We start from the raw sequence: 21,227 nt of genomic DNA, 5'->3' as shown, positions 1-21,227 counted from the left end.
GGCGGGTAAGGCCACGCTTTCCAGTGGCCCCGCCTTTTAGCCTTACCCAGGCCGCCGCTAGGGGCCCCAAACAAAACAACTCCACCCCAGCGGGCACCCCGCACTTATCTGGCGCCAAAGGCCGGCTTCGCCGAAGGCGACCAGGCCGACCCCCGAGGCGCAGCCGAGGCCCAGTGCCCCCTCAAGCCTCCACACCGGCATCCCTACTGACGACTACGGCCGTCAACCGATCTCGTCGCCAGCCCGGACGTGCCCCCGTCGGCATGCCTGCCGCGACCTCCACCCACTGCTACCCCAACCGGTCGTGGCCCCATCGGACCACGACCGGCTCCGCCCGCCCCTCGGCGGCTTCCCCCAGTACCCGCCAGCCGTGGCACACCCCCCGTCGAGCCACGACCAGCCGCCAGAATCACCCATCCCAGCGACAGAACTTATCCACAGGAGACCCTCCCCGCTCCCCACTTCAAGATCTTTTGTCGCACCCCACCGGTAGACTGGCATCGAGGGCTGCCCCCGGGAGGGTGGGGGCACGCCTGGGGGCGGTGGGGGTGGGGGGCAAGCAAAGTGGGTGGGGTTCACCGGAAGGTGTGGTGGTTGCCGGTCGTGGCCCGGCCCCTCCCCGGGCCACGACCGGCGGTCTCCCCGCCTCGGGGTCTTCAGTTTTGCCGGGCCAGCGTTTTGCGGAGGCGGTTGAGGGCGCGGTGTTGGGCGACGCGGATGGCTTCGGCGGTGGTGCCGACCACGTCCGCCGTTTCCTGGGCGGACATGCCCATCACCACGCGCATCACCAGGATTTCGCGTTGGCGGGGGGTCAGGGTGCGCAGCAGCGCGCCGGTTCGTTCGACCAGTTCGTGGCGCAGGATGATCTGTTCCGGGCCCTCTTCCAGGCTCATCGTCTCCGGGGTGTCGGCGATGGGCTCGGACTTGTCGCGGGAGTTGGCGCGGTGCACGTCGGCGATCTTGTGCGCGGCGATGCCGTAGACGAAGGACAGGAACGGCCTGCCCAGTTGCTGGTACGTGGGCAGCGCCCGGAACACCGCCACGCACACCTCCTGGGCGACGTCGTCGGCGCTGCTGAACGACCGGGGAAGCCGCCCCAGCTTCGCCCGGCAGTAGCGCAGCACCAGCGGCCGCAGGAAGACGAGCAACTGTTCGGTGGCGCCCGCGTCACCCCGGATGGCGGCGCCCACCACCTCGTCGAGGTTGTCCCGGTCGGCGCGGACGGGGGTCTGGACACCGGCCCTGACCTGCTGTTGCGGCACGCAGGGGGCAAACGACGCTTCTAGTGCGGCGATCTCCTCGTCCAGCTCCACCGTGCACAACATCGCGTTCCTCCAGCGCCGGGGCGGTGTCTCTCACCCCTAACAGAGCGCGGGGGGTCACGCGAAATACAGGACAACCGGCCCTATTTTCCGGCGGACGCGACTTTCTCGGTACCGATGCCGAAAGTGCTGGATCGATTACACAGCGTTCACTTGTCGAGCTGGTAGAGGTTGTTGTCCTGCATGATGCGGATCACCTTGGCCGCGTAGTTGGGGTCCGTGGCGTACTTCTTGGCCACCTCGGTCACGTACGCGTTGGGGTCGTGCGCGAGCGGTAGCGCCCCCGTGTAGTTCTTGCTGGTACTGAGCACGCGGCCGTAGTCGCGGAACGAGGCCCACGTGGAGTCGTACACGCGGAACAGCGACGACACCGGGTGGCACAGGGGAGTGCACTCGGTGGCGGGGTAGTCGTGGCAGCCCACGGCCATCGGGCCCGGACCGGCGGAGGTGCACTTGAAGCCGAAGAAGTTGTGGTCGTTGACGGCCAGCCTGCTCTGCCCCCAGGACGACTCGAGGATCGACTGACCCGCCGTGACCGACGCCGGGATGTGGAACTCGTTGGCGACGACGTGGGCGAGGGTGGTGGCGAGCTTCAGGTAGGCGGCGGCCGCCGGTGTGATGGCGGACCGGTGGCGTGCGGTCGGCGCCGCCGAAGCCTGACCCGGGCTGAGCACGACAGCAGCCAGGACAGTGGCGATCGCGACCGTTATGCGGTGTCTGTGCCTCATGTGCCTCATGGATCGAGCGTCAGCCGACCGGGTCCATCCCGCAATCCGGGCGTCACCCACCCGTGTGACCTGCGCCGATTCGTGGGCCGGGATCTTCAGTGCTCGACCCGGACGTCGCCCGGGTTGTCCACAAGTTGGCGGGTTGTCCACAGCGAACGCCGCGGGCCGGTCTTGGCTGTGCTGGGCCGGTAGACTGGCCTCGGGGACGCCCCCCGGGAAGGGTGGGGGCCGCCCGGGACCCGTATGGGGGTGGCGCGGGGGCGTCAATCGCTGGATGGGGTGGTTGTTGGTCCGCGGCGTTCCTGGCTCGGGTCCGCCACGCGCTTCTGCAGGCACGCGATTGTGATGGGTATCCCGGTCGAGTTCAAGCCACCACGAGGGCGGCCCGGCCGGTAGGAGACCAAACCGTGGTTTCGCCCGTGGGGGGCTGGAGACGCATCACTCGCGGCCAGGACCGGTGGTCGAGCAGGTGCAGGCGGGCAATCCGGAGTTGGCGCGGCGAGATCCTGGGGGCGTGGCGGGCGGTCCGGGTCGAGCGGCTAGATCACCAGGCCGGTTTCCCGGACGCAGAGGTCCCAGAGTTCCTTGCGGGCCTGGGGGTCGTCGTGTTGCCAGGGGAGGTAGTGCGTGGGTCGGATTCGGCGGTCGTGCCAGAACCCGCCGGTTGAGTGGCCCGGTTCGGGGGCGGCGGCCAGCCAGACGATCGTGTCGGCGCCCTGCTCGGGGCTGCGCAGCAGCGGGCCCATGATCTTGTTGAAGCCCGGCAGCGACGCTGTCACCCCGGGGGTGTCGGCCCAGCCGGGGTGGGTGCTGTGCACGGCGACGCCGTCGTCGGTCAGTCGTTGTGCCCACTGCTCCGTGAGCACTACCTGCATCCGCTTGGTGCGGGCATAAGCCTGCCCGCCCTTGTACGCACCGTGGCGGTACTGGGGGTCTTCACTGTGCAGGCGGGCTGCATACATTCCGCCAGACGTCACGAAAATGACCCGTCCGTGCGCCTCGGCGAGGGCGGGGCGGAGCAGGCCGGTCAGCAGGAACGGGCCGAGGACGTGCGTGGCGAGCGTGACCTCGTTGCCCTCGTCCGTCTCGGCGCGCGCGGGCGGCAGCGACCCGGCGTTGTGGATCAGCACGTCGAGGCCGCCGTGCCGCTCGGTGAACGCCTCCGCGAACGCGCGGACGCTCGCCAGGTTCGACACATCGCACTCGGCGACCTCCAGGTGCGCGTTCGGCACCGCCGCCAACACCTCGGCGCGGGCCTGCTCGCCCTTGGTCACGTTCCGGACAACGAGGTGGACGGTGGCACCCAGTTTCGCCAGTGCCGTGACCGCGGCCTTGCCCAGTCCGGAGTTCGCGCCGGTGATCACCGCGGTTTTCCCGTCGAGCGCGTCCGGTGCCGGGTCGGCAGGCCAGAACTTGCTGCGCACCTGGTAGCCGATCTTGGTGTAGCCCGGGACGACCGCGCGGTCGAGCACCGTGTCCAGAACCTTCGTCGCCGCACTCATGGTCGTTGACGCTAGCCGCGTCGGCCGGTCTCCGCCGGATCGTCCTTGACGCCCCCCAGTTTTTGCGCGACTCTGGACGACAAGTAACTGTTACCTGACGTAACACTGCTGATCTCGTGCAACGGAGGGTGGAAACACCGTGGCCCGCGTACTTCGCCCGAAGGACCCCGATCAGGTGAGCGCTCGGCTGCTCGACGCGTCCGCGCGCACCGACTACGACCCGTTCGTCGACATCGACTGGGCCGCCCCGCTCGACCCCGGCAAGGCGTACATGCCGTTGGAGCGGACCTCCCTCTACGGCACGGATCTGTGGCGCGGTCTCAGCCAGGAACAGCGCGTCGAGCTTTCCAAGCACGAGATCGCGAGCATCGCCGGTGTCGGCCTGTGGTTCGAGATCATCCTGATGCAACTGCTGATCCGGTACGCCTACGACCTCGACCCGGCCACCCCGCACGCCCAGTACGCGCTCACCGAGGTCGGCGACGAGACCCGGCACTCGATCATGTTCGCCAAGGCGATCAACCGCATCGGCGCACCCAACTACGGCCCCGGCAGGCTGCTGCACAACCTCGGCCGGGTCTACAAGGCGATCGCGGGCGGGCCGTCGATGTTCGCGTCCGTGCTGGTCGCCGAGGAGGCGACCGACCGACTACAGCGGTCCACTATGGACGACCCGGGCATCCAGCCGCTGATCCGGATGGTCAACCGCATCCACGTGATCGAGGAAGCCCGGCACGTCCGGTACGCGCGCGAAGAGGTGATCCGCAGCGTCCCCAAGCTCACCCGCGCCGAGCTCGAATGGCACCGGCTCTCGACCGCCGTGACCGCCATCGCCGTGATGGACGCCCTGGTCAACCCCCGTGTGTACAAGGTGGTCGGCATCCGGCCGCGCGACGGCCGGGCCGCGGCGCTGGCCAACCCGCACTTCCGCGAGACCCGCCGCTGGATGGTCGAGAAGGTCGTCGAGTTCCTCACCGAGACCGGCATGATCGGCGGCCCGACCAGGGCGCTGTGGCGGCGGGCCGGGCTGCTCGGGTAAATCGGTCGTGCGGAAGTCGTTGTCCCGCTTAGTATTCGGGCATGGCAGCGACCACCGTTCCCGGCCGGTTCGTCGACATCCGCTTGTGGGCCAACCCGGCGGATGTCGAAGAGGTGGCCATGCGACAACTGCACAACATCGCCGCGCTGCCGTGGACCTACAAGCACGTGGCCGTCATGCCCGACGTCCACTACGGCAAGGGTGCCACGGTCGGCTCGGTGATCGCCATGCGCGGCGCCGTGTCCCCGGCCGCGGTCGGCGTCGACATCGGCTGCGGGATGACCGCGGTCCGGACCTCCTTGACCGACAAGGACCTCCCCGCCTCTCTGGCTCCACTTCGGACTCGGCTGGAAGCGGTGGTCCCGGTCGGCCAGGGCATGCACAAGTCCGAGGCGTTCACCGGCCGCGACAGCGCCGACTGGGAGCGGTTCTGGCGGGCGTTCGACGACTTGACCCCGGTCGTGCGCAAGCAGAGCGCGCGGGCGCTCAGGCAGATGGGCACCCTGGGCGGCGGCAACCACTTCATCGAGATCTGCGTCGACACGGTCGGCCAGGTCTGGGTGATGTTGCACTCCGGGTCCCGTGGCATCGGCAACATCCTGGCGCAGCACCACATCGAGATCGCGCAGGGCTTGGCGCACAACGCTTCCCTGCCCGATCGCGACCTCGCCGTGTTCATCGCCGGGACCCCGCAGATGGCCGCCTACCGGCACGACCTGTACTGGGCGCAGGACTACGCGCGGCGCAACCGGGCCGTGATGCTCCGCCTGGTCTGCGACGTGCTGCGCAAGCAGTTCCACGGCGTCCGGTTCGACGACCCCATTTCCGTGCACCACAACTACGTCGCGGAGGAAACCCACTTCGGCGAGGAGGTCCTGGTGACCCGCAAGGGTGCGATCCGCGCCGCCCGCGGCGACCTGGGCATCATCCCCGGCTCCATGGGCACCGGCTCGTACATCGTCCGCGGCCTCGGCAACCCCGATTCGTTCGAGTCCGCCTCGCACGGCGCGGGCCGTCGGATGTCCAGATCCCGTGCCCGCAAGGAGTTCACCCCCGACGACCTGGCCGCCCAAACCGCCGGCGTCGAATGCCGCAAGGACTCCGGCGTGGTCGACGAGATCCCCGCGGCGTACAAGAACATCGACGACATCATCCGCGCGCAGGACGACCTGGTGGAGGTCGTGGCCAAGCTCAAGCAGGTCATCTGCGTCAAGGGGTGACTCACCCGTCCGGGTGGGTAAGGAAGCAGGGGTGCTCCTCGCCCACCCGGCCGCCTAACTCATACCAGCCCCGAAGATCAACCACCGCCATGTTCCCGGGCGTGTCGGTCACAGTCGATCCGGTTGTCGGCAATAATCGGAAACGTTATCCCCAGCCGAGCTCGTGCAGCCGGGCGTCGTCCAGGCCGAAATGATGCGCGATTTCATGAACAACGGTGATCAGCACCTCGGAAACGACATCGTCCTCGGTTTCGCAAATGTCGAGGATCGCTTCCCGGTAAATGAAGATTCGGTCCGGCAATTCACCGCCGTAATGCGAGGTCCGCTCGGTCAGCGCGATTCCGTGGTACAGCCCGAGCAATGTCGGCTCGCCGGGGTCCCGGTCTTCGACGAGCACCACCACGTTGTCCATCGCCCGCACCAGGCCGGGTGGGATCTCGTCGAGGGCGTCCGCGACCAGGTCCTCGAACCGGGCCCGTGACATCTCCACGCCGGGTCAGCCGCTCGGCGTGGGCGTCGGGGTGGCCGAAGCGGAAGCGGTGGCGGTCGAGCCGATGGCGCGGACGCTGTTGGTGATCGGGGCGAGGCCGGAGCCGTCGGGGAGCTTCGCGCCGACCTTGCAGTCGACCTTGCGCGAACCCGCCGCCCAACTCTCCTGCTTCAGCGTGTCCGAGTACGGGGTCAGGTGCTTGGCCGTCAGGTCCGCGCCGCCCGTGTACTCCTTGGTGACCGCCGCGCACAGCTCGATCGCCTTCTCGCGCTGCGCGTCATCCGCGGGGAAGTCGCCGGTGAACGCCTGGCTGAGGTCGACGCTGCCGACGATCTCGTACGCGTGGGCCTTGTCGCACGAGATCGGGTCGCCGATCTTCTGGCCGTTGAGCTCCAGGCACGTCCCCGGATCGTGCACATCGGACTGGTCCTGGGTCGCGGCCGAACCGGTGCTGGGCAGCAGACCGCCGGACGGGGCGATGCGCTGCAGTCCACACCGCAACTTCCGGTCACCGTTCTGCCACTGCGAGTCGACCGGTTTCAACGCGTTCACCCGGAACTTGCCGTACGGGTCGAGTTTGCCGCCCAGGTAAGAGGTCGCGCTCGGCGTGCACTTGGCCTGCGCGATGTCCTGCCAGTGGTCCAGGTCCGGCGGGGGAGCGCTGGCCGGGTAGTCCGCCGAGATGTCCACGTTGCTGGTGACCTCGAACAGGTGCGGCTGCGCGCAGTCGACCCGGCGCATGTCGGTCGGGTCCGGCGGTGTCCAGTTCAGACAACTGCCCGCGGGCGAGTCGAACGCCCGCGCCCGCTCCTCCTCCGCGGACAGGCCACCGCCCGCGCCCACCGGCCAGGAGAAGGCCATGCTGCTGATCAAGAGCAGCAGCGAACCGGCGAACGCGCCGCTCATCATGAGCCGGGTTCTCGCCGTGCTGTCGTTCGATCGAAACCAACCGCCGCGTCCAGACATCTACTCCATGATGCCGTGTCCCGCTCCGGGGCGCGGCCACGGGAGGAAAACGGTGCACGTGATGTTGCGATCGGGACATGAACCCGACGTCGGCGGCACCGGTCGGCTAGGGTTCCCGCCGGGAGTGGTACATGACTGACAACGACAAGCCCGACAACACGGGCGACAGCACACCTGACGTGCCCGAACACGTCCCCGAGTCGGTCGACCGGCCGGCCGGGAACGCGCCCGGCCACGTGTCGGAGCCGCCGCCCGACGACCAGCCGACCGTCGAGGACGAGCCGAGGCGCGGGTCGATCACGTACCAGGACGACACGACCACGGTCAAAGAACCCTCGCTCGCCGAACAACGCGCCCGCCGCGAAGCCGCGAAGCGCCAGCGGGAAGAGGAAGAGGCCGCGGTCGAGGAAGCCGAGCGCAAGAAGAAGCTGCGCAAGCGCATCCTCATCGGCACCGGTGTCACCGTCGGCGTGGTCGCGCTCATCGCGGTGATCTACGCCGCGTCTGAGTCCAGCGAGGTGACGGCGCGCTGCACCGACACCAACGGCGTCATCGTCGACGACGCCTACTGCGACTCCTCGTACGCGACCAGCCACGGCGGCTACTCCAGCGGCGGTCTCATCTACATCGGTGGCAGCTCGTACCGCTACAACTACGGCGGCGGCGGCACTGTCGGCCAGCATGTCAGCGGCGGCTCTTACGTCGCCCCGTCCGACAGCACGACAGTCAAGACCAACTCCGGTAAGACCGTGTCCCGCGGCGGGCTGGGCGTGAGCAGCAGCGGCGGCGACAGCGGAGGTAAGAGCAGCAGCGGCGGCAAGAGCGGGGGAAGCTGAGTTGCGCCGAGAGCGCCGCGCGGCCCGGCCGGACTGGCGGGCGAAGACCGAGTCGCAAGGGCTCGTGTTCGGCACCCCAGCCCGGTATGGCACCGGGGGACAACGCCCGTACTGGGACGAGTCCGTGCACTACGTCTTCGAGATGGACGAGATCCTCTCTCTCGAGGCGGACGTCGAGCTCCTGCACTCGATGTGCCTGGCAGCCGTCGACAACATCGTGCTGACCGAGCGCTACCGCGACTTCGGCCTCCCCGAGTGGATCTGGCCGCACGTCGCCGAGTCCTGGAAGCGCCGCGACCCGCACGTCTACGGCCGCTTCGACCTGCGCTACGACGGCAACGGCCCGGCCCGGCTGCTCGAGTACAACGCCGACACCCCCACCTCCCTGCTGGAGGCGGCCGTCGTGCAGTGGTACTGGAAAACCGAGGTGTTCCCCGACGACGACCAGTGGAACTCCATCCACGAGAAGCTCGTCGAGCGCTGGGGCGAGGTCAAGGACCTGCTGCCCACCAACGAGGTCCACTTCACCTGGTCCGGGTCCGACCCGACCGGCGAAGACCACCTCACCACCGCGTACCTGCAGGAAACCGCCGCCGAGGCGGGCCTGGACACGGTCGGCCTCGCCATCGAGGACATCGGCTGGGACTCGCTGCTGGAGCGGTTCGTCGACCTCGCCGAGTCGCCGATGGCCACGGTCTGCAAGCTCTACCCCTGGGAATGGGTGGTCACCGAGGAGTTCGGCACACGCGTCGTCGAGTCGCTGCCCGGCACCCTGTGGGTCGAGCCGCTGTGGAAGACGCTGCTGTCGAACAAGGCGATCCTGGCCGTGCTGTGGGAGATGTACCCCGGCCACCCCAACCTGCTGCCCGCGTTCCTCGACGAGCCCGGCCTGCTCACCGAGTACGTGCGGAAACCGAAACTCGGCCGCGAGGGCGCCAACGTGCAGATCGTCGCCACCGGCTACGAAACCCAGACCGGCGGCGTCTACGGCGCCGAGGGCTACGTCTACCAGGCTTTCGACCCGCTGCCCGAGTTCGACGGCTACCGGCCCGCGCTCGGCGCCTGGATCATCGGCGACCAGTCCGGCGGCCTCGGCATCCGGGAAACCGCGGGCCTGGTCACCGACGACGGCGCCGCCTTCATCCCGCACCGCATCCCCCAGTAGAACCCCCGCTCCATGGAGGACCCCGTGAACCACCTCGCCGCGGTGACCACCGTCGCGCTGCCCGCGAACTTCGGCGCCGACCTGGGCAAGGGCATCGGCGCGATCGCCCTGTACGCCATCGTCGGCTTGGTGCTGATGCTGATCGGCTTCTACGCCATCGACTGGACCACCCCGGGCAAGCTGTCCGACCTGGTCCGCACCGGCAAGCCGAACGCGGTCATCGTCACCGCCTCCGGCATCCTCAGCATGGCCCTGATCATCGTGGTGGCGATCTTCTTCTCCGCCAGCGACCTGACCGCGGGCCTGATCACGTCGGTCGTGTACGGGCTGATCGGCATCGTGGTCCAGGTGCTGGCCGTGCGGGTCCTGGAGTGGGTCACCCGGATGAACATCGGCGCGACCATCGAGAAGGACGAGTTCGCCCCGGCCAGCATCGTCGTGGCGGCCGCGCACATCGCCCTCGGCCTGATCGTGGCCGTCGCCATCTCCTGACCGGCGGGTATACCGGAGGCGGGACCCCACCGGACCGGACTACGCTCAGCACCCGTGATCGACCTCAAGGTTCTGCGCGAAGACCCGGACACCGTGCGCGCCTCGCAGCGCGCCCGCGGTGAGGACCCCGCCACCGTGGACACCCTGCTGTCCGCCGACGAACGGCGCCGGTCGGTGATCTCCCGCGCGGACACCCTGCGGTCCGAGCAGAAGCAGTTCGGCAAGCAGGTCGGCAAGGCCAGGGGCGAGGAACGCGACGCGCTGCTCGCCAAGGGCAAGGAGCTGGCCGCCGGCGTCAAGGCCGCCGAAGCCGAACAGGCCGAGGCGGATCAGGTTCTCGAAGACGCCCACCGCGCCCTGCCCAACCTCGTCGACCCGGCGGCCCCGGTCGGCGGCGAAGACGACTTCGTCGTCCTCGAACACGTCGGCACGCCCCGCACGTTCGACTTCACCCCTCTCGACCACCTCGACCTGGGCGTGAAACTCGGCATCCTCGACATGGAACGCGGCGCCAAGGTCTCCGGCTCCCGCTTCTACTTCCTCACCGGCGTCGGCGCCCAACTGCAACTGGCGCTGCTCAACATGGCCGCCGCCCAAGCCACCGCCGCCGGATTCACGCTGATGATCCCGCCCGTCCTGGTCCGCCCCGAAATCATGGCAGGCACCGGTTTCCTCGGCGCCCACGCCGGCGAGATCTACCGCCTCCGCGACGACGACCTGTACCTCGTCGGCACCTCCGAAGTCGCCCTCGCCGGCTACCACGCCGACGAAATCCTCGACCTGTCCGCGGGCCCCCGCCGCTACGCGGGCTGGTCCAGTTGCTTCCGCCGCGAAGCCGGGTCGTACGGCAAGGACACCCGCGGCATCATCCGCGTGCACCAATTCGACAAAATCGAGATGTTCTCCTACTGCAAACCCGAGGACGCCACCGCCGAACACCAGCGCCTCCTCGCCTGGGAAAAAGAAATGCTCGCGAAAATAGAGGTCCCCTACCGAGTCATCGACACGGCCACCGGCGACCTCGGCACCAGCGCCGCCCGCAAATTCGACTGCGAAGCCTGGGTCCCCACCCAAGAGGCATACCGGGAACTCACCTCAACCTCCAACTGCACCACCTTCCAAGCCCGCCGCCTCAGCATCCGCTACCGCGACGACAACGGAAAACCCCAGGTCGCCGCCACCCTCAACGGCACCCTCGCCACCACCCGCTGGATCGTCGCCATCCTGGAAAACCACCAGCAGGCCGACGGCTCGGTGACGGTCCCCGAAGCCCTCCGCCCCTTCCTCGGCCTGGACACCATCCGCCCAGCGGTCTGAGCCTTCCTACGGCCGCCGAACCCCCAAGTTCGGCGGCCTTCCGCACACCCCACACGCCGTTCGCCTCACCGCTCGCCCCCACACAGTCCCCATTCCAGCGATTGACTTCACTTCCGCCGGGGTCCAGGCAGGGACCCACCCACCCGGGGCCCGGGGCCCCATTCCTGACGATATCGCGGATCGTGGGCTGTCAAGAGGGCCGATCGTGTTCCTGTGGATGGTCGGGTTGATTGTGGACAACTTCACTGCGAATAGACCGAACCCCTCTTGCCCCGTGCCGCGAATTCACCCATTCCAGCGGTTGACGGCAGCCTTGTCCGGGTCCAGGCAGGGGCCCACCCACCCGGGGCCCGGGGCCCCATTCCTGACGATATCGCGATCTTCGACTTGTCAAGAGGGGCGGCGACGCACCTGTGGACGGCAGGCTTGGTTGTGGACAACTCGGCACGCGGGCTGGTCAGGCGTGCCACCGAAGTGTTCCGGTGTCACGATCTCGGCCCGCCTTGCCCTGTCCTGCCCCGTCCTGTCAAACAGTTCACCCGTCCAAGCGGTTGACGGCAGCCTTGTCCGGGTCCAGACAGGAGCCCGCCCACCCGGGGGCCGGGGGCCCATTCCTGACGATATCGCGGAACGCGGGTTGTCAAGAGGGGGAGTGGGTTGCCTGTGGATGGTGTTGGCGATTGTGGATAGTCCGGGTTCGTGTTCACGGCGGTTGGCGAGTTGTTGGAGGTGGGGTTGTGGAGACCGTTGTCTACCTGCTCACTGGACTGCCCGGGTCGGGTAAGACGACGTACGCGAAGGCGTTGGAGCGTCGGGGTGTTGTCAGGCTCTCGGTGGATGAACGGGTCGTTGCTCGGCGTGGGCGCCTCGGTAAGGACTATCCCGAGTCCGAGCACCTCGCCTTGCTGGGCGGCGTCATCGATGAGGTTCGGCGGGAGTTGGTCGGACTCGTCGAGGCGGGGCGGTCGGTGGTTCTTGACCACGGCCTGGGTACCAAGATCGAACGCGATGCCTACAAGCAACTGGTCACCACTCACGGCGCCAACTGGCGCCTGGTGCACTTCCCCGTCCCCCGCCACGAACTCCTCCGGCGGCTCGCCATCCGCAACGACGAAGCCGACTCCGGCCTCATCTCCCCGTCGACCCTGGACTGGATCGCCGAGCACTCCGAGGAACCCGTCGACGAGGGCGAGGAAACACCTGATTTCGCGTAATCACGGGGTTGACTTCCGCTCCGCCCGGGTCCACGCAGGAGCCCGCCCACCCGGGGGCCGGGGGCCCATTCCTGACGATATCGCGATCAGCAGGTTGTCAAGAGGGGTGGGCGGTGGCCTGTGGATGGCCGAAGGGCTTGTGGACAACCAAGCGATCGGCGGTTGGTGTGGCAGCCACGTCAAGGAGCCGGGCGGGTAAATCGCGAGCTGGTCAGTGCGGTGACCATCTCAAGGCCGGTGGGCAAGGCAAGTTGAACAACCGAGCGGAGCGGCTGGGTGGTGCGGCAACCAGCCAAGGAGCCGAGCAAGCCGAGCCGGATCAAACGGTCACCGGTACCGGCGGCGCGGGCTCCGTTGCCTTGGCTTGTTTCCGGGTTCGCAGAGCCACGATCAGCTTCCGCCCCAAGGAGATCATCGGCTGTTCGACCCACCGGTAGACCATGTCGGACATCAGCAAGGCCACGGCCACCACTGCCAGCGTTGTCCGGAAGCTGTGTTCGGCGAATCGGGGGATTGTGCTGGCCAAGGTGAAGCCCGCCAGGTTGTGGATCAGATAAAGCGAGTATGACCGTTCGCCGATGAATACCATCGGGGGGAGTTGCAGTACCCACTGCAGTGGTCCCTTTCCGAGCGTCGCGATGACCAGCATCGCGCACAGCACGGAGTACAGGATCACTGTGAGCAGGCCGCCTTTCCACTGCCACAGGTTGTTCAGGTTGAACTGCACCGCGAACACCGCCACCGCGATGGGGATCGCCGCCAAGGGGTGGGTCAACGGCCGTAGGAATCGGAAGCCGCGCGGGGAGTGCAGCAGCATCGCGGTCAGGCAGCCGATCATGATCATCAGGTAGGGCGAGGCGTAGGGGAGCAGGAAGAACGTCGAGGCCATCAGGGCGCAGGTGCCGAGGACGCGGGTGCCGGGGCGCAGCAGGAAGGTGGCGGCCAGCAGCAGGGGCCACACGACGTAGAACTTCTGCTCGATGCCGAGGGTCCAGCTTTGGCCGAACCACCAGTTGCCCGGTGCCAGTTCCTGGGTGAACGTCAGGTAGTACGGCATTTCCGCGCGGAGTCCGGACGCGGTGTATTCGTGGCGTAGCCAGATGACCGCGAGGATCGCGCCGAGGATGAAGAAGTACGCGGGGAGGATGCGAAATACCCGGCGGATGTAGAACTCGGTGAGCGAGATGCGGCCGTTTCGGCCTTCTTCGCGCAGGGCCAGCGTCGTGATCAGGTAGCCGGAGATCACGAAGAACAGGTCGACGCCGAGGAAGCCGTGCAGCCAGCCGTAGCGGGGGCCCGCGTAGTGCGAGAACACCACCAACACCGCGGCGATGGCGCGGAGCCCGTCCAGCGAGTCGAACCGGCGCAGCGCCAGGTAGTCGGCGTGGCTGATCGGCCGCATTCCCATTCCCCTCTTCCCCGCCCCGAGGGCGTTCGAGCGGCTGAGTATGTCGTCAAACGGTGGTAAAAACCAGTTCGGCCAGGTGCGCGCCGATCTCCAGGGCGCTGGTGGCGGCGGGCGACGGCGCGTTGAGCACGTGCACCTGCCGCGGGCCCTCCTCGACCAGGAAGTCGTCCACCAGCGAACCGTCCGGCAGCAGGGCCTGGGCCCGCACCCCGGCACCGCTGCGCACCAGGTCGTCCTCGGTGACGGCGGGCACCAGGCGGGCCAGGCTCGCGGCGAACCGGCGCTTCGACAGCGAGCGGCGCACCTCGTCGAACCCGACCGGGAACGCGTACTTGCGCGCCAACCGCCACGTCCCGGGGAACCGCGCCGTGTCCAGCAGGTCCGCGGGGGAGATGTCGCGCCAGCGGTAGCCCTCGCGGCGCAGCGCCAAGACCGCGTTGGGGCCCGCGTGGACGCTGCCGTCGAGCATGCGGGTCAGGTGCACGCCGAGGAACGGCAGCGTCGGGTCCGGCACCGGGTAGATCAGGCCGCGCACCAGGTGCGACCGGTCCGGCCGCAGCTCGTAGTACTCGCCGCGGAACGGGACGATGCGGGCGCGCGGCGTCAACCCGGCCATCCGGGCGACCCGGTCGCTGTGCAGACCCGCGCAGTTGACCAGCGCGTCGCCGCGCACGACCCCGTTCTCAGTGGCGACCTCGACCTGGCCGTTCACCGTTCGGATCGCCAGCGCGGGGGTCGACAGCCGCAGGTCGGCCTCGGCCAGCTCGCCGACCATCGCCGCGCACACCGCCGGGTAGTCGATGATGCCGGTGCTCTCCACCCGCAGCGCCGCGACCGCCGCCACCTCCGGCTCGTACTCGCGGGCCTCGTCCTGGTTGACCAGCTTCGCCGGGACCCCGTTGGCCTCCGCGCGCTCGGCCAGCACGGTCAACGCGGGCAGCTCGTCGGCGCTGGTCGCGACCACGAGCTTGCCGCACACCTCCACCGGGACGCCGTGCTCGCGCGCGTACTCCACCATCGAGCGGTTGCCCGAGACCGACATCCGCGCCTTCAACGACCCCGGCTTGTAGTACAGGCCCGCGTGCACGACGTTGGAGTTGTGCCCCGTCTGGTGGGTACCCCAGCGCGACTCCTTCTCCAACACCGTGACCGCGACCCCGCGCCTGGTCAGCGCCCGTGCGACGGCCAGACCCACGATCCCGCCGCCCACGACGGTAACCGTGCGTACCCGATCTGTTCCCATCCCGGCTCCACTGGGTGTGAATGGTGCTGGCTAACCTGGTTGCCCCGCGCTTCGTCAAGACCGAAAGCGAGCTACCCTGGTGAGCGTCGCCTTGTCCGAGGACCGAGCTGTCGACCCCGCCCCCGACGACGTGATTGTCGCACCGGTGCGGCGCACCCCCGTCACCGCCCGCCTCGGCGCGTTCGGGGCGATTCTGCTGGGCACCGCCTTGATCGCCATCCACGGTGCGCTGTACGGGCACTGGATCATGGACGACGCCGCCATCACCTTCGGTTACGCCCGCAACGTCGCCCACGGCCTCGGCCCGGTGCTGCAGCCGGGCGCGCAGCCGGTCGAGGGCTACTCCAACCCCACCTGGCTCGCGCTGCTCGCGTTGGGCGCGCTGACCGGGCTGTTCGACCACGGCACGATCTTCGGCATCCCCGACTACGTGCTGTTCCCCAAGGCACTCGGCATCGTCTGCTGCGGCGTCGTGCTCACCCTGTGCTACTTCACCGCCAAGGTCCTCACCCGCCGCCCCCGGCTGGCCACCCTGATCACCGGTGGTGCGCTCGCCGCGATGCCGTCGTTCGTCATCTGGATCGTCTCCGGCCTGGAGAACCCGATCTACGCGGTGTTCGTCACCGGCATCGCCACCGTGCTCACCAGGGCCATCGCGGTCGACCGGCTGCTGAACCCGCGCACCGCGCTCACCGCCGGTCTGCTCGCCGCCGGTGCCGGGCTGACCAGGCCGGACGGTGTGATCTACGCGGGCGCCTTCGTGCTCGTCGCGCTGTTGTTCCTGCGCCGCGACCGGATCGGGCAGACCGCCATCGCCTGCCTCGTCTCGGTCGCCGGGTTCGCCGTCCCGTACGGCGCGTACCTCGCCTACCGGTGGGTCACCTTCCACCGCCTCATCCCCAACACCGCCGTCGCCAAGAACCAGCCGCTGCCCGAGCTGGCCGACCTCGGCAAGGCCAGCGCGCTGGTCACCTACGTCGGCTGGGCCACCGCGCTGCTGCTCGTCGGCCTGGTCGCGGCCGCCCTCGCCCAGCAGACCCGGGTCCGCCCGTCCTTCGCGGGCCTGCTCGTGCCGCTGGGGCTCGCCGTCCTCGCGTTCTGCGTGCTGCAGAGCGACTGGATGGGTGAGTACCGGTTCGCCACCCCCATCTGGGCCCTCGGCGCCCTCGCGGGCGGTGTGACCTTGACGATGGTGTGGGACGCCGCGCGCGCCCGCGCCCGGACGCTGCTCGTCCTCGGTGTCGTCGTCGCGGGCGCGCTGTCGCTGGTCCAGTTCAAGGCGGCCGGGCAGTCCTGGCAGGCCAACGTGAAGACCCCGATGTGCGTGGTCGTCGAACGCGACGCCCGCACGATGAACGGCATGGCCGACATCCTCGGCCGTGACGACCTCAGCGCGGGCGTGATCGACCTCGGCGGCGAGTCCATGGCCAGCAGGCTGCGGCTTGTCGACCTCGCGGGCCTCGGTGACGCCAAGATCGCCGACTACCTCGGCCGCGACGACATCGCCGGGCTGCGCGACTACACCTTCACCGTCGCCAAGCCGGACATCATCACCTTCATCGGCACCTGGGAAGCCACCCTCGGCTTCGACCGCGACCCCCGCTTCGCCCAGGACTACGCGCTCGTCTACCACTCGACCCAGAGTTGGCCCGGCATCCTGCTCTCGTACAACAACGTCGGCTACTGGGTGCGCAAGGACGCCGTGCCGACCCCGGCGAAACTCGCCGAGTTGCAGACCTACACCCAGGCCAGGGTCGAGCCGATCTTGCAGCGCAACACCACCGCCAACCGGCGCGACTGCGGCCCGGTCCTGCGTCCGGGCCAGACGCGGTGACCACCGACCCGGCCGGTACCGTGAGGTCCGCGATCTGGACGCAGACCGTGACCCCAGAGGCTGGAGTTGGTACGTAGTCATGATCCCTATCACCGTCGTCGACGTCGCCGACGCCGAGCCGCTCGTCCTGGAAGTCCTGCGGTCGGGCGTCATCGCGCAGGGCCCGATGGTCAAGCGCTTCGAGGACGCCTTCGCTCAGGTGGCGGGGGTCCCGCACGCGGTTGCCGTCAACAGCGGCACCACCGCGCTGGTCGCGGCCATCCAGGTGCTCGACCTCCAGCCCGGTGACGAGGTGGTGACCTCGCCGTTCACCTTCGTCGCCACGCTCAACGCGATCCTGGAGGCGGGCGCCACCGCCCGGTTCGCCGACATCAGCCGCACCGACTTCAACCTCGACCCCAACTCGGTCGCGGGCGCGGTGACCGACCGGACCAAGGTCCTCATGCCCGTGCACCTCTACGGGCAGATGGCCGACATGGGCAAGCTCGGCCCGCTCGCCGAGGAACACGGTCTCGCGCTGGTCGAGGACGCCGCGCAGGCGGTTGGCGCGACGTTCGACGGCAAGCCCGCGGGCAGCTACGGCCTGGGCTGCTTCTCGCTATACGCCACCAAGAACGTCACCACCGCCGAGGGCGGCGTCATCACGACCAGTGACGACAAGATCGCCGACCGGCTGCGGGTCTTGCGCAACCAGGGCATGCGGGCGCGCTACCAGTACGAGGTCGCGGGCCACAACTACCGGATGACCGACCTGCACGCCGCCGTCGGCATCCCGCAGTTGGAGAAGCTCGCCGAGCTCACCGAGATCCGCCGCCGCAACGCCGCCGCGCTCACCGACGGCCTCGCGGGCGTGCCCGGCCTGCACACCCCGGCCGTCCTCCCCGGCCGCGACCACGTCTGGCACCAGTACACGGTCTTGGTCGACGGCGACCGCGACGAGTTCGCCGCCAAGCTCACCGAACGCGGTATCGGCAACGGCACGTACTACCCGAAGCTCGTGTTCGACTACGACTGCTACCGGGACCACCCCGGTGTCATCGCCTCCGACGCCCCGGTCGCCGCTTCCGTTGCCGCGCAAGCGCTTTCGCTGCCGGTGCACCCGAAGCTGACCCCGGCCGAGCTCGACACGATCATCACCACCGTTCGCGAGGTGCTCGGCGCATGAGCGCGCGTCCCCGGATCGCCCTCGTCGGCGTCGGCTCCATGGGTTCCCTGCACGCCCGCGTCATCGCGCAGCACCCCGACTGCGACCTCGCCGTCGTGATCGACCCGCGCGAGGAGATCGGCACCGCCGTCGCCGAGAAGTTCGAGACCACCTGGCGCGCTGAGCTCGGTGACGTGTCCGATGTGGACGCCGTGGTGGTCGCCGCCGCCACCGAGGCGCACCACGGGATCGCGCTGGACGTGCTCGCCCAGGGCAAGCCGCTGCTGATCGAGAAGCCGGTGTGCGCCAGCCTCGCGCAGACCGAGGAAGTCCTCGCCGCCGCCGAGAAGGCGGGCCTGCCGATCATGTGCGGGCTGCTGGAGCGCTACAACCCGGCCGTGATGACCGCCCTCGGCCTGATCGACGAGCCGGTGCACGTCGCCGCCACCCGCCACTCGCCGTACGCGCCGCGGATCAAGACCGGTGTCGCGTGGGACCTGCTGGTGCACGACGTCGACATCGCCCTCCAGTGCTTCCGCGGCGCGGAACCGACGAGCGTCGCCTCCGGGATCGGGCAGTTCCACCCGTCGTCCGTGCCCGGCGCGGAAGACGTCGTCGACGCGGTGCTGCGCTTCTCCTCAGGCGTGGCAACGGTGTCCGCCAGTCGGATCGCCCAGCGCAAGATCCGCACCCTGGCCGTCTACGAGCTGGAACGGCTGATCGAGGTCGACCTGATCAGCCGCACGGTGACCATCTACCGCAACGTCACCCAGGACGCGTTCACGCCGGACGGCCGCGGCTACCGGCAGCAGAGCATCATCGAGATCCCGGAGCTGGTCACCGCGCGCGAACCGCTCGCCACCCAGCTCGACCGGTTCCTGGACATCCTCGCGGGCCGGGTCGACGCCGACGCCGAGCGCCGATCCATCCTCCCGTCGCACCGGGTCGTCGCGGCCGTGATGGCCTAGATGAACCGCGTCCACCCCACCGCCATCATCGGCGACCAGGTCGAGCTCGGCGATGACAACGTCATCGGGCCGTACGCCGTCATCGTCGGACCGGCCCGCATCGGTGACGGCAACTGGTTCGGTCCCCGCGTCGACATCGGCCAACCCGCCGACTACCGCGGCGGCCCGCACCCGGTCGGCTGGGACGGCGAGGTCGACGGCGGTGGGGTGGTCATCGGGAACGGCAACGTGGTCAAGGAGTCGGTGTCCATCACCCAGGGCATGTTCGGCGTCACCACGATCGCCGACGGCTGCTACATCATGGGCCGGTCCTGGATCGCCCACGACTCCGTCGTCGAGTCGGACGTGACCATCACCAGCGGCGTCCAGATCGCGGGCCACTGCCACATCTGGACCGGCGCCAACCTCGGCCTGGGCACCGTGGTCCACCAGCGGACCCACGTCGGTCCCGGCGCCATGGTCGGCATGGGCACCGTCATCACCCGCGAGATCGGCGCGTTCCAGAAGGTCGTCGGCACGCCCGCCCGCTCCATCGGCTACAACACGGTCGGGCTGTCCCGTCGTGGCTGTACCGATGAGACGGTCGCCGCGCTGCTGCCGTACCTCGCGGGCGAGACCGCCACCCTCCCGGTGGACACGCCCGCCGAGGTCGCGGCCCTCCTCAAGTCCTGGAACGACCGCTAGAAAAGTTTCGCGGCGGGATGTCGAGATCCCCGCGCTCGCTCCGTCCCGGCGGTGACACGCGACCACAATGGGGTCGCACCAGCACCGAGGGAGAACCACCATGGCGAAGTACCTGCTGCTCAAGCACTACCGCGGCGCCCCGGCATCGGTGAACAACGTGCCGATGGACCAGTGGACGCCAGAGGAGATCTCCGCGCACATCCAGTACATGCGCGACTTCGCGGCGAAGCTGGAAACCACCGGCGAGTACGTCGGCGAGCAGGCGCTGGCCCCCGAGGGCACCTTCGTCCGGTACGACGGCGAGGGCAAGCCGCCGGTCACCGACGGACCGTTCGCCGAGACGAAAGACCTCATCGCAGGCTGGATGATCATCGACGTCGACTCCTACGAGCGGGCCCTGGACTGCGCGGCCGAGTTGTCCGCCGCGCCCGGCGCGAACGGCGACCCCATCCACGAATGGCTCGAATTGCGGCCGCTCTACGGCGAGCGGCCCACGGTGACCGAGTGAACGAGGCACTGCTGCGGGAACTCGTCCCCGCGGTGATCGGCGTCCTCGTCCGACGCGGAGCGGATTTCGCGTCGGCCGAGGACGCCGTGCAGGAAGCGCTGATCCAGGCGGTGCGGACCTGGCCGGACGACCCGCCCCGCGACCCGAAGGGCTGGCTGGTCGCCGTCGCCTGGCGCAAGTTCCTCGACGCCGCCCGCGCCGAGTCGTCGCGCCGCGGCCGGGAACTGGCGGTGGAGGTCGAGCCGCCGCCCGGCCCGGCCCCGACCAGCGACGACACCCTGCAGTTGTACTTCCTGTGCGCCCACCCGTCGCTGACCCCGTCGTCCGCCGTGGCGCTCACCCTGCGCGCGGTCGGCGGCCTCACCACCAAACAGATCGCCCAGGCCTACCTGGTCCCCGAAGCGACCATGGCGCAACGCATCAGCCGCGCCAAACGGACGGTGTCCGGTGCCCGCCTCGACCAACCCGGCGACGTCGCCACCGTCCTGCGTGTCTTGTACCTGGTGTTCAACGAGGGCTACTCCGGCGACGTCAACCTCGCCGCCGAAGCCATCCGGCTGACCAGGCAACTCGCCGCCGCCATCGACCACCCCGAAGTCGCGGGCCTGCTCGCCCTCATGCTGCTCCACCACGCCCGCCAAGCCACCCGCACCGCCCCGGATGGCAGCCTGATCCCCCTCGCCGACCAAGACCGCACCCGCTGGGACACCACCCTCATCACCGAGGGCGTCGACATCCTCCAGTCCGCCCTGTCCCGCGACCGCCTCGGCGAGTTCCAAGCCCAAGCCGCCATCGCCGCCCTCCACGCCGACGCCCCCACCGCCCCCCACACCGACTGGCCCCAGATCGTCGAGTGGTACGACGAACTCACCCGCCTCACCAACAACCCCGTCATCCACCTCAACCGCGCCGTAGCCATCGGCGAAGCCGACGGTCCCCACGCAGGCCTAGCCGCCCTCGCCGCCCTGGACGACTCCATCCCCCGCTACACAGCCGTCTCCGCCCACCTCCACGAACGCGCAGGCGACCTCACCACCGCCGCCCACCTCTACACCGAAGCCGCCCGCAAAGCCCCCAACCTCCCCGAACGCACCCACCTCACCCGCCAAGCCGCCCGCCTCAACACCCGCCCCCCCCCATAACCCCC

At 69.1% G+C, this 21,227-nt stretch carries 20 protein-coding genes; 13 read left to right on the top strand and 7 right to left on the bottom strand.

Annotation, left to right across the window (positions count from 1 at the left end; genetic code table 11):
* Positions 1–656 precede the first annotated feature (656 nt).
* The 3 genes from shbA to H504_RS0124980 all read right to left on the bottom strand — a co-directional run bounded on the left by shbA (position 657) and on the right by H504_RS0124980 (position 3,552).
* A complete protein-coding gene (shbA, locus tag H504_RS0124990; RefSeq protein ID WP_084468175.1) occupies positions 657–1,325 on the bottom strand; it encodes an RNA polymerase sigma factor ShbA in 669 nt (222 codons plus the stop codon).
* 146 nt (positions 1,326–1,471) lie between these two features.
* Positions 1,472–2,050 carry a glucosaminidase domain-containing protein gene (locus tag H504_RS36840; protein WP_084468173.1) on the bottom strand — a complete coding sequence of 193 codons (579 nt, stop codon included), beginning with the start codon at positions 2,048–2,050 and terminating at the stop codon, positions 1,472–1,474.
* A 539-nt stretch (positions 2,051–2,589) separates the two neighbouring features.
* Positions 2,590–3,552, bottom strand: coding sequence for an SDR family oxidoreductase (locus H504_RS0124980; protein ID WP_026425018.1), 963 nt, complete (start codon positions 3,550–3,552; stop codon positions 2,590–2,592).
* A 139-nt stretch (positions 3,553–3,691) separates the two neighbouring features.
* Here H504_RS0124980 and H504_RS0124975 point away from each other — a divergent pair, with 139 nt between their 5' ends.
* Together H504_RS0124975 and H504_RS0124970 are read left to right on the top strand one after the other, a co-directional pair.
* Entirely contained in the window at positions 3,692–4,591 is a 900-nt protein-coding gene (locus tag H504_RS0124975; RefSeq protein WP_026425017.1) for an AurF N-oxygenase family protein, read from the top strand.
* Positions 4,592–4,632: 41 nt separating this feature from the next.
* Entirely contained in the window at positions 4,633–5,811 is a 1,179-nt protein-coding gene (locus H504_RS0124970; protein WP_026425016.1) for an RtcB family protein, read from the top strand.
* Between the two features lie 145 nt (positions 5,812–5,956).
* On the opposite strand, the gene H504_RS0124965 is transcribed toward H504_RS0124970, so the two are convergent.
* Complete coding sequence (locus tag H504_RS0124965) at positions 5,957–6,295, bottom strand: metallopeptidase family protein (RefSeq protein ID WP_026425015.1); 339 nt, start codon at positions 6,293–6,295, stop codon at positions 5,957–5,959.
* A gap of 12 nt (positions 6,296–6,307) precedes the next feature.
* Positions 6,308–7,207: a septum formation family protein gene (locus H504_RS0124960; protein WP_245614452.1), complete on the bottom strand. Its 900-nt coding sequence runs from the start codon at positions 7,205–7,207 to the stop codon at positions 6,308–6,310.
* A 191-nt stretch (positions 7,208–7,398) separates the two neighbouring features.
* Between H504_RS0124960 and H504_RS0124955 the strand changes: the two genes are divergently transcribed.
* From H504_RS0124955 to H504_RS36835, 5 genes are all read left to right on the top strand, one after another.
* On the top strand, positions 7,399–8,103 hold the full coding sequence (locus H504_RS0124955) for a hypothetical protein (RefSeq protein WP_342668797.1): 705 nt from the start codon (positions 7,399–7,401) through the stop codon (positions 8,101–8,103).
* 1 nt (position 8,104) lies between these two features.
* Complete coding sequence (locus H504_RS0124950) at positions 8,105–9,268, top strand: glutathionylspermidine synthase family protein (protein ID WP_026425012.1); 1,164 nt, start codon at positions 8,105–8,107, stop codon at positions 9,266–9,268.
* Positions 9,269–9,280: 12 nt separating this feature from the next.
* Positions 9,281–9,760 carry a DUF350 domain-containing protein gene (locus tag H504_RS0124945; protein WP_051386238.1) on the top strand — a complete coding sequence of 160 codons (480 nt, stop codon included), beginning with the start codon at positions 9,281–9,283 and terminating at the stop codon, positions 9,758–9,760.
* A 54-nt stretch (positions 9,761–9,814) separates the two neighbouring features.
* A complete protein-coding gene (serS, locus tag H504_RS0124940; RefSeq protein ID WP_026425010.1) occupies positions 9,815–11,077 on the top strand; it encodes a serine--tRNA ligase in 1,263 nt (420 codons plus the stop codon).
* 737 nt (positions 11,078–11,814) lie between these two features.
* Entirely contained in the window at positions 11,815–12,291 is a 477-nt protein-coding gene (locus H504_RS36835; RefSeq protein WP_035305969.1) for a P-loop nucleotide/nucleoside kinase family protein, read from the top strand.
* Positions 12,292–12,610: 319 nt separating this feature from the next.
* On the opposite strand, the gene H504_RS0124930 is transcribed toward H504_RS36835, so the two are convergent.
* Positions 12,611–13,693 (bottom strand): acyltransferase family protein, encoded by a 1,083-nt coding sequence (locus H504_RS0124930; protein WP_026425009.1) that lies wholly within the window; start codon positions 13,691–13,693, stop codon positions 12,611–12,613.
* Between the two features lie 52 nt (positions 13,694–13,745).
* Positions 13,746–14,942 carry an L-2-hydroxyglutarate oxidase gene (gene lhgO / locus H504_RS0124925; RefSeq protein ID WP_026425008.1) on the bottom strand — a complete coding sequence of 399 codons (1,197 nt, stop codon included), beginning with the start codon at positions 14,940–14,942 and terminating at the stop codon, positions 13,746–13,748.
* Positions 14,943–15,021: 79 nt separating this feature from the next.
* Here lhgO and H504_RS0124920 point away from each other — a divergent pair, with 79 nt between their 5' ends.
* The 6 genes from H504_RS0124920 (at position 15,022) to H504_RS0124895 (ending at position 21,222) form a co-directional block, all read left to right on the top strand.
* Positions 15,022–16,776, top strand: a complete 1,755-nt coding sequence (locus H504_RS0124920; protein ID WP_051386236.1) for a hypothetical protein — start codon at positions 15,022–15,024, stop codon at positions 16,774–16,776.
* Between the two features lie 79 nt (positions 16,777–16,855).
* Positions 16,856–17,941 carry a DegT/DnrJ/EryC1/StrS family aminotransferase gene (locus tag H504_RS0124915; RefSeq protein ID WP_026425006.1) on the top strand — a complete coding sequence of 362 codons (1,086 nt, stop codon included), beginning with the start codon at positions 16,856–16,858 and terminating at the stop codon, positions 17,939–17,941.
* Positions 17,938–18,888: a Gfo/Idh/MocA family protein gene (locus H504_RS0124910; protein ID WP_026425005.1), complete on the top strand. Its 951-nt coding sequence runs from the start codon at positions 17,938–17,940 to the stop codon at positions 18,886–18,888. Before H504_RS0124915 ends, H504_RS0124910 begins: the two co-directional genes overlap by 4 nt.
* Positions 18,889–19,572, top strand: a complete 684-nt coding sequence (locus H504_RS0124905; protein ID WP_026425004.1) for an acyl-ACP--UDP-N-acetylglucosamine O-acyltransferase family protein — start codon at positions 18,889–18,891, stop codon at positions 19,570–19,572.
* 100 nt (positions 19,573–19,672) lie between these two features.
* Complete coding sequence (locus H504_RS0124900) at positions 19,673–20,080, top strand: YciI family protein (protein WP_026425003.1); 408 nt, start codon at positions 19,673–19,675, stop codon at positions 20,078–20,080.
* Positions 20,077–21,222, top strand: coding sequence for an RNA polymerase sigma factor (locus H504_RS0124895; RefSeq protein WP_026425002.1), 1,146 nt, complete (start codon positions 20,077–20,079; stop codon positions 21,220–21,222). The genes H504_RS0124900 and H504_RS0124895 overlap by 4 nt, the downstream gene beginning before the upstream one ends.
* Positions 21,223–21,227 lie beyond the last annotated feature (5 nt).

Source organism: Actinokineospora inagensis DSM 44258 (assembly GCF_000482865.1).
GTDB lineage: Bacteria > Actinomycetota > Actinomycetes > Mycobacteriales > Pseudonocardiaceae > Actinokineospora > Actinokineospora inagensis.
This window is presented reverse-complemented; position numbering and strand designations above follow the sequence as displayed.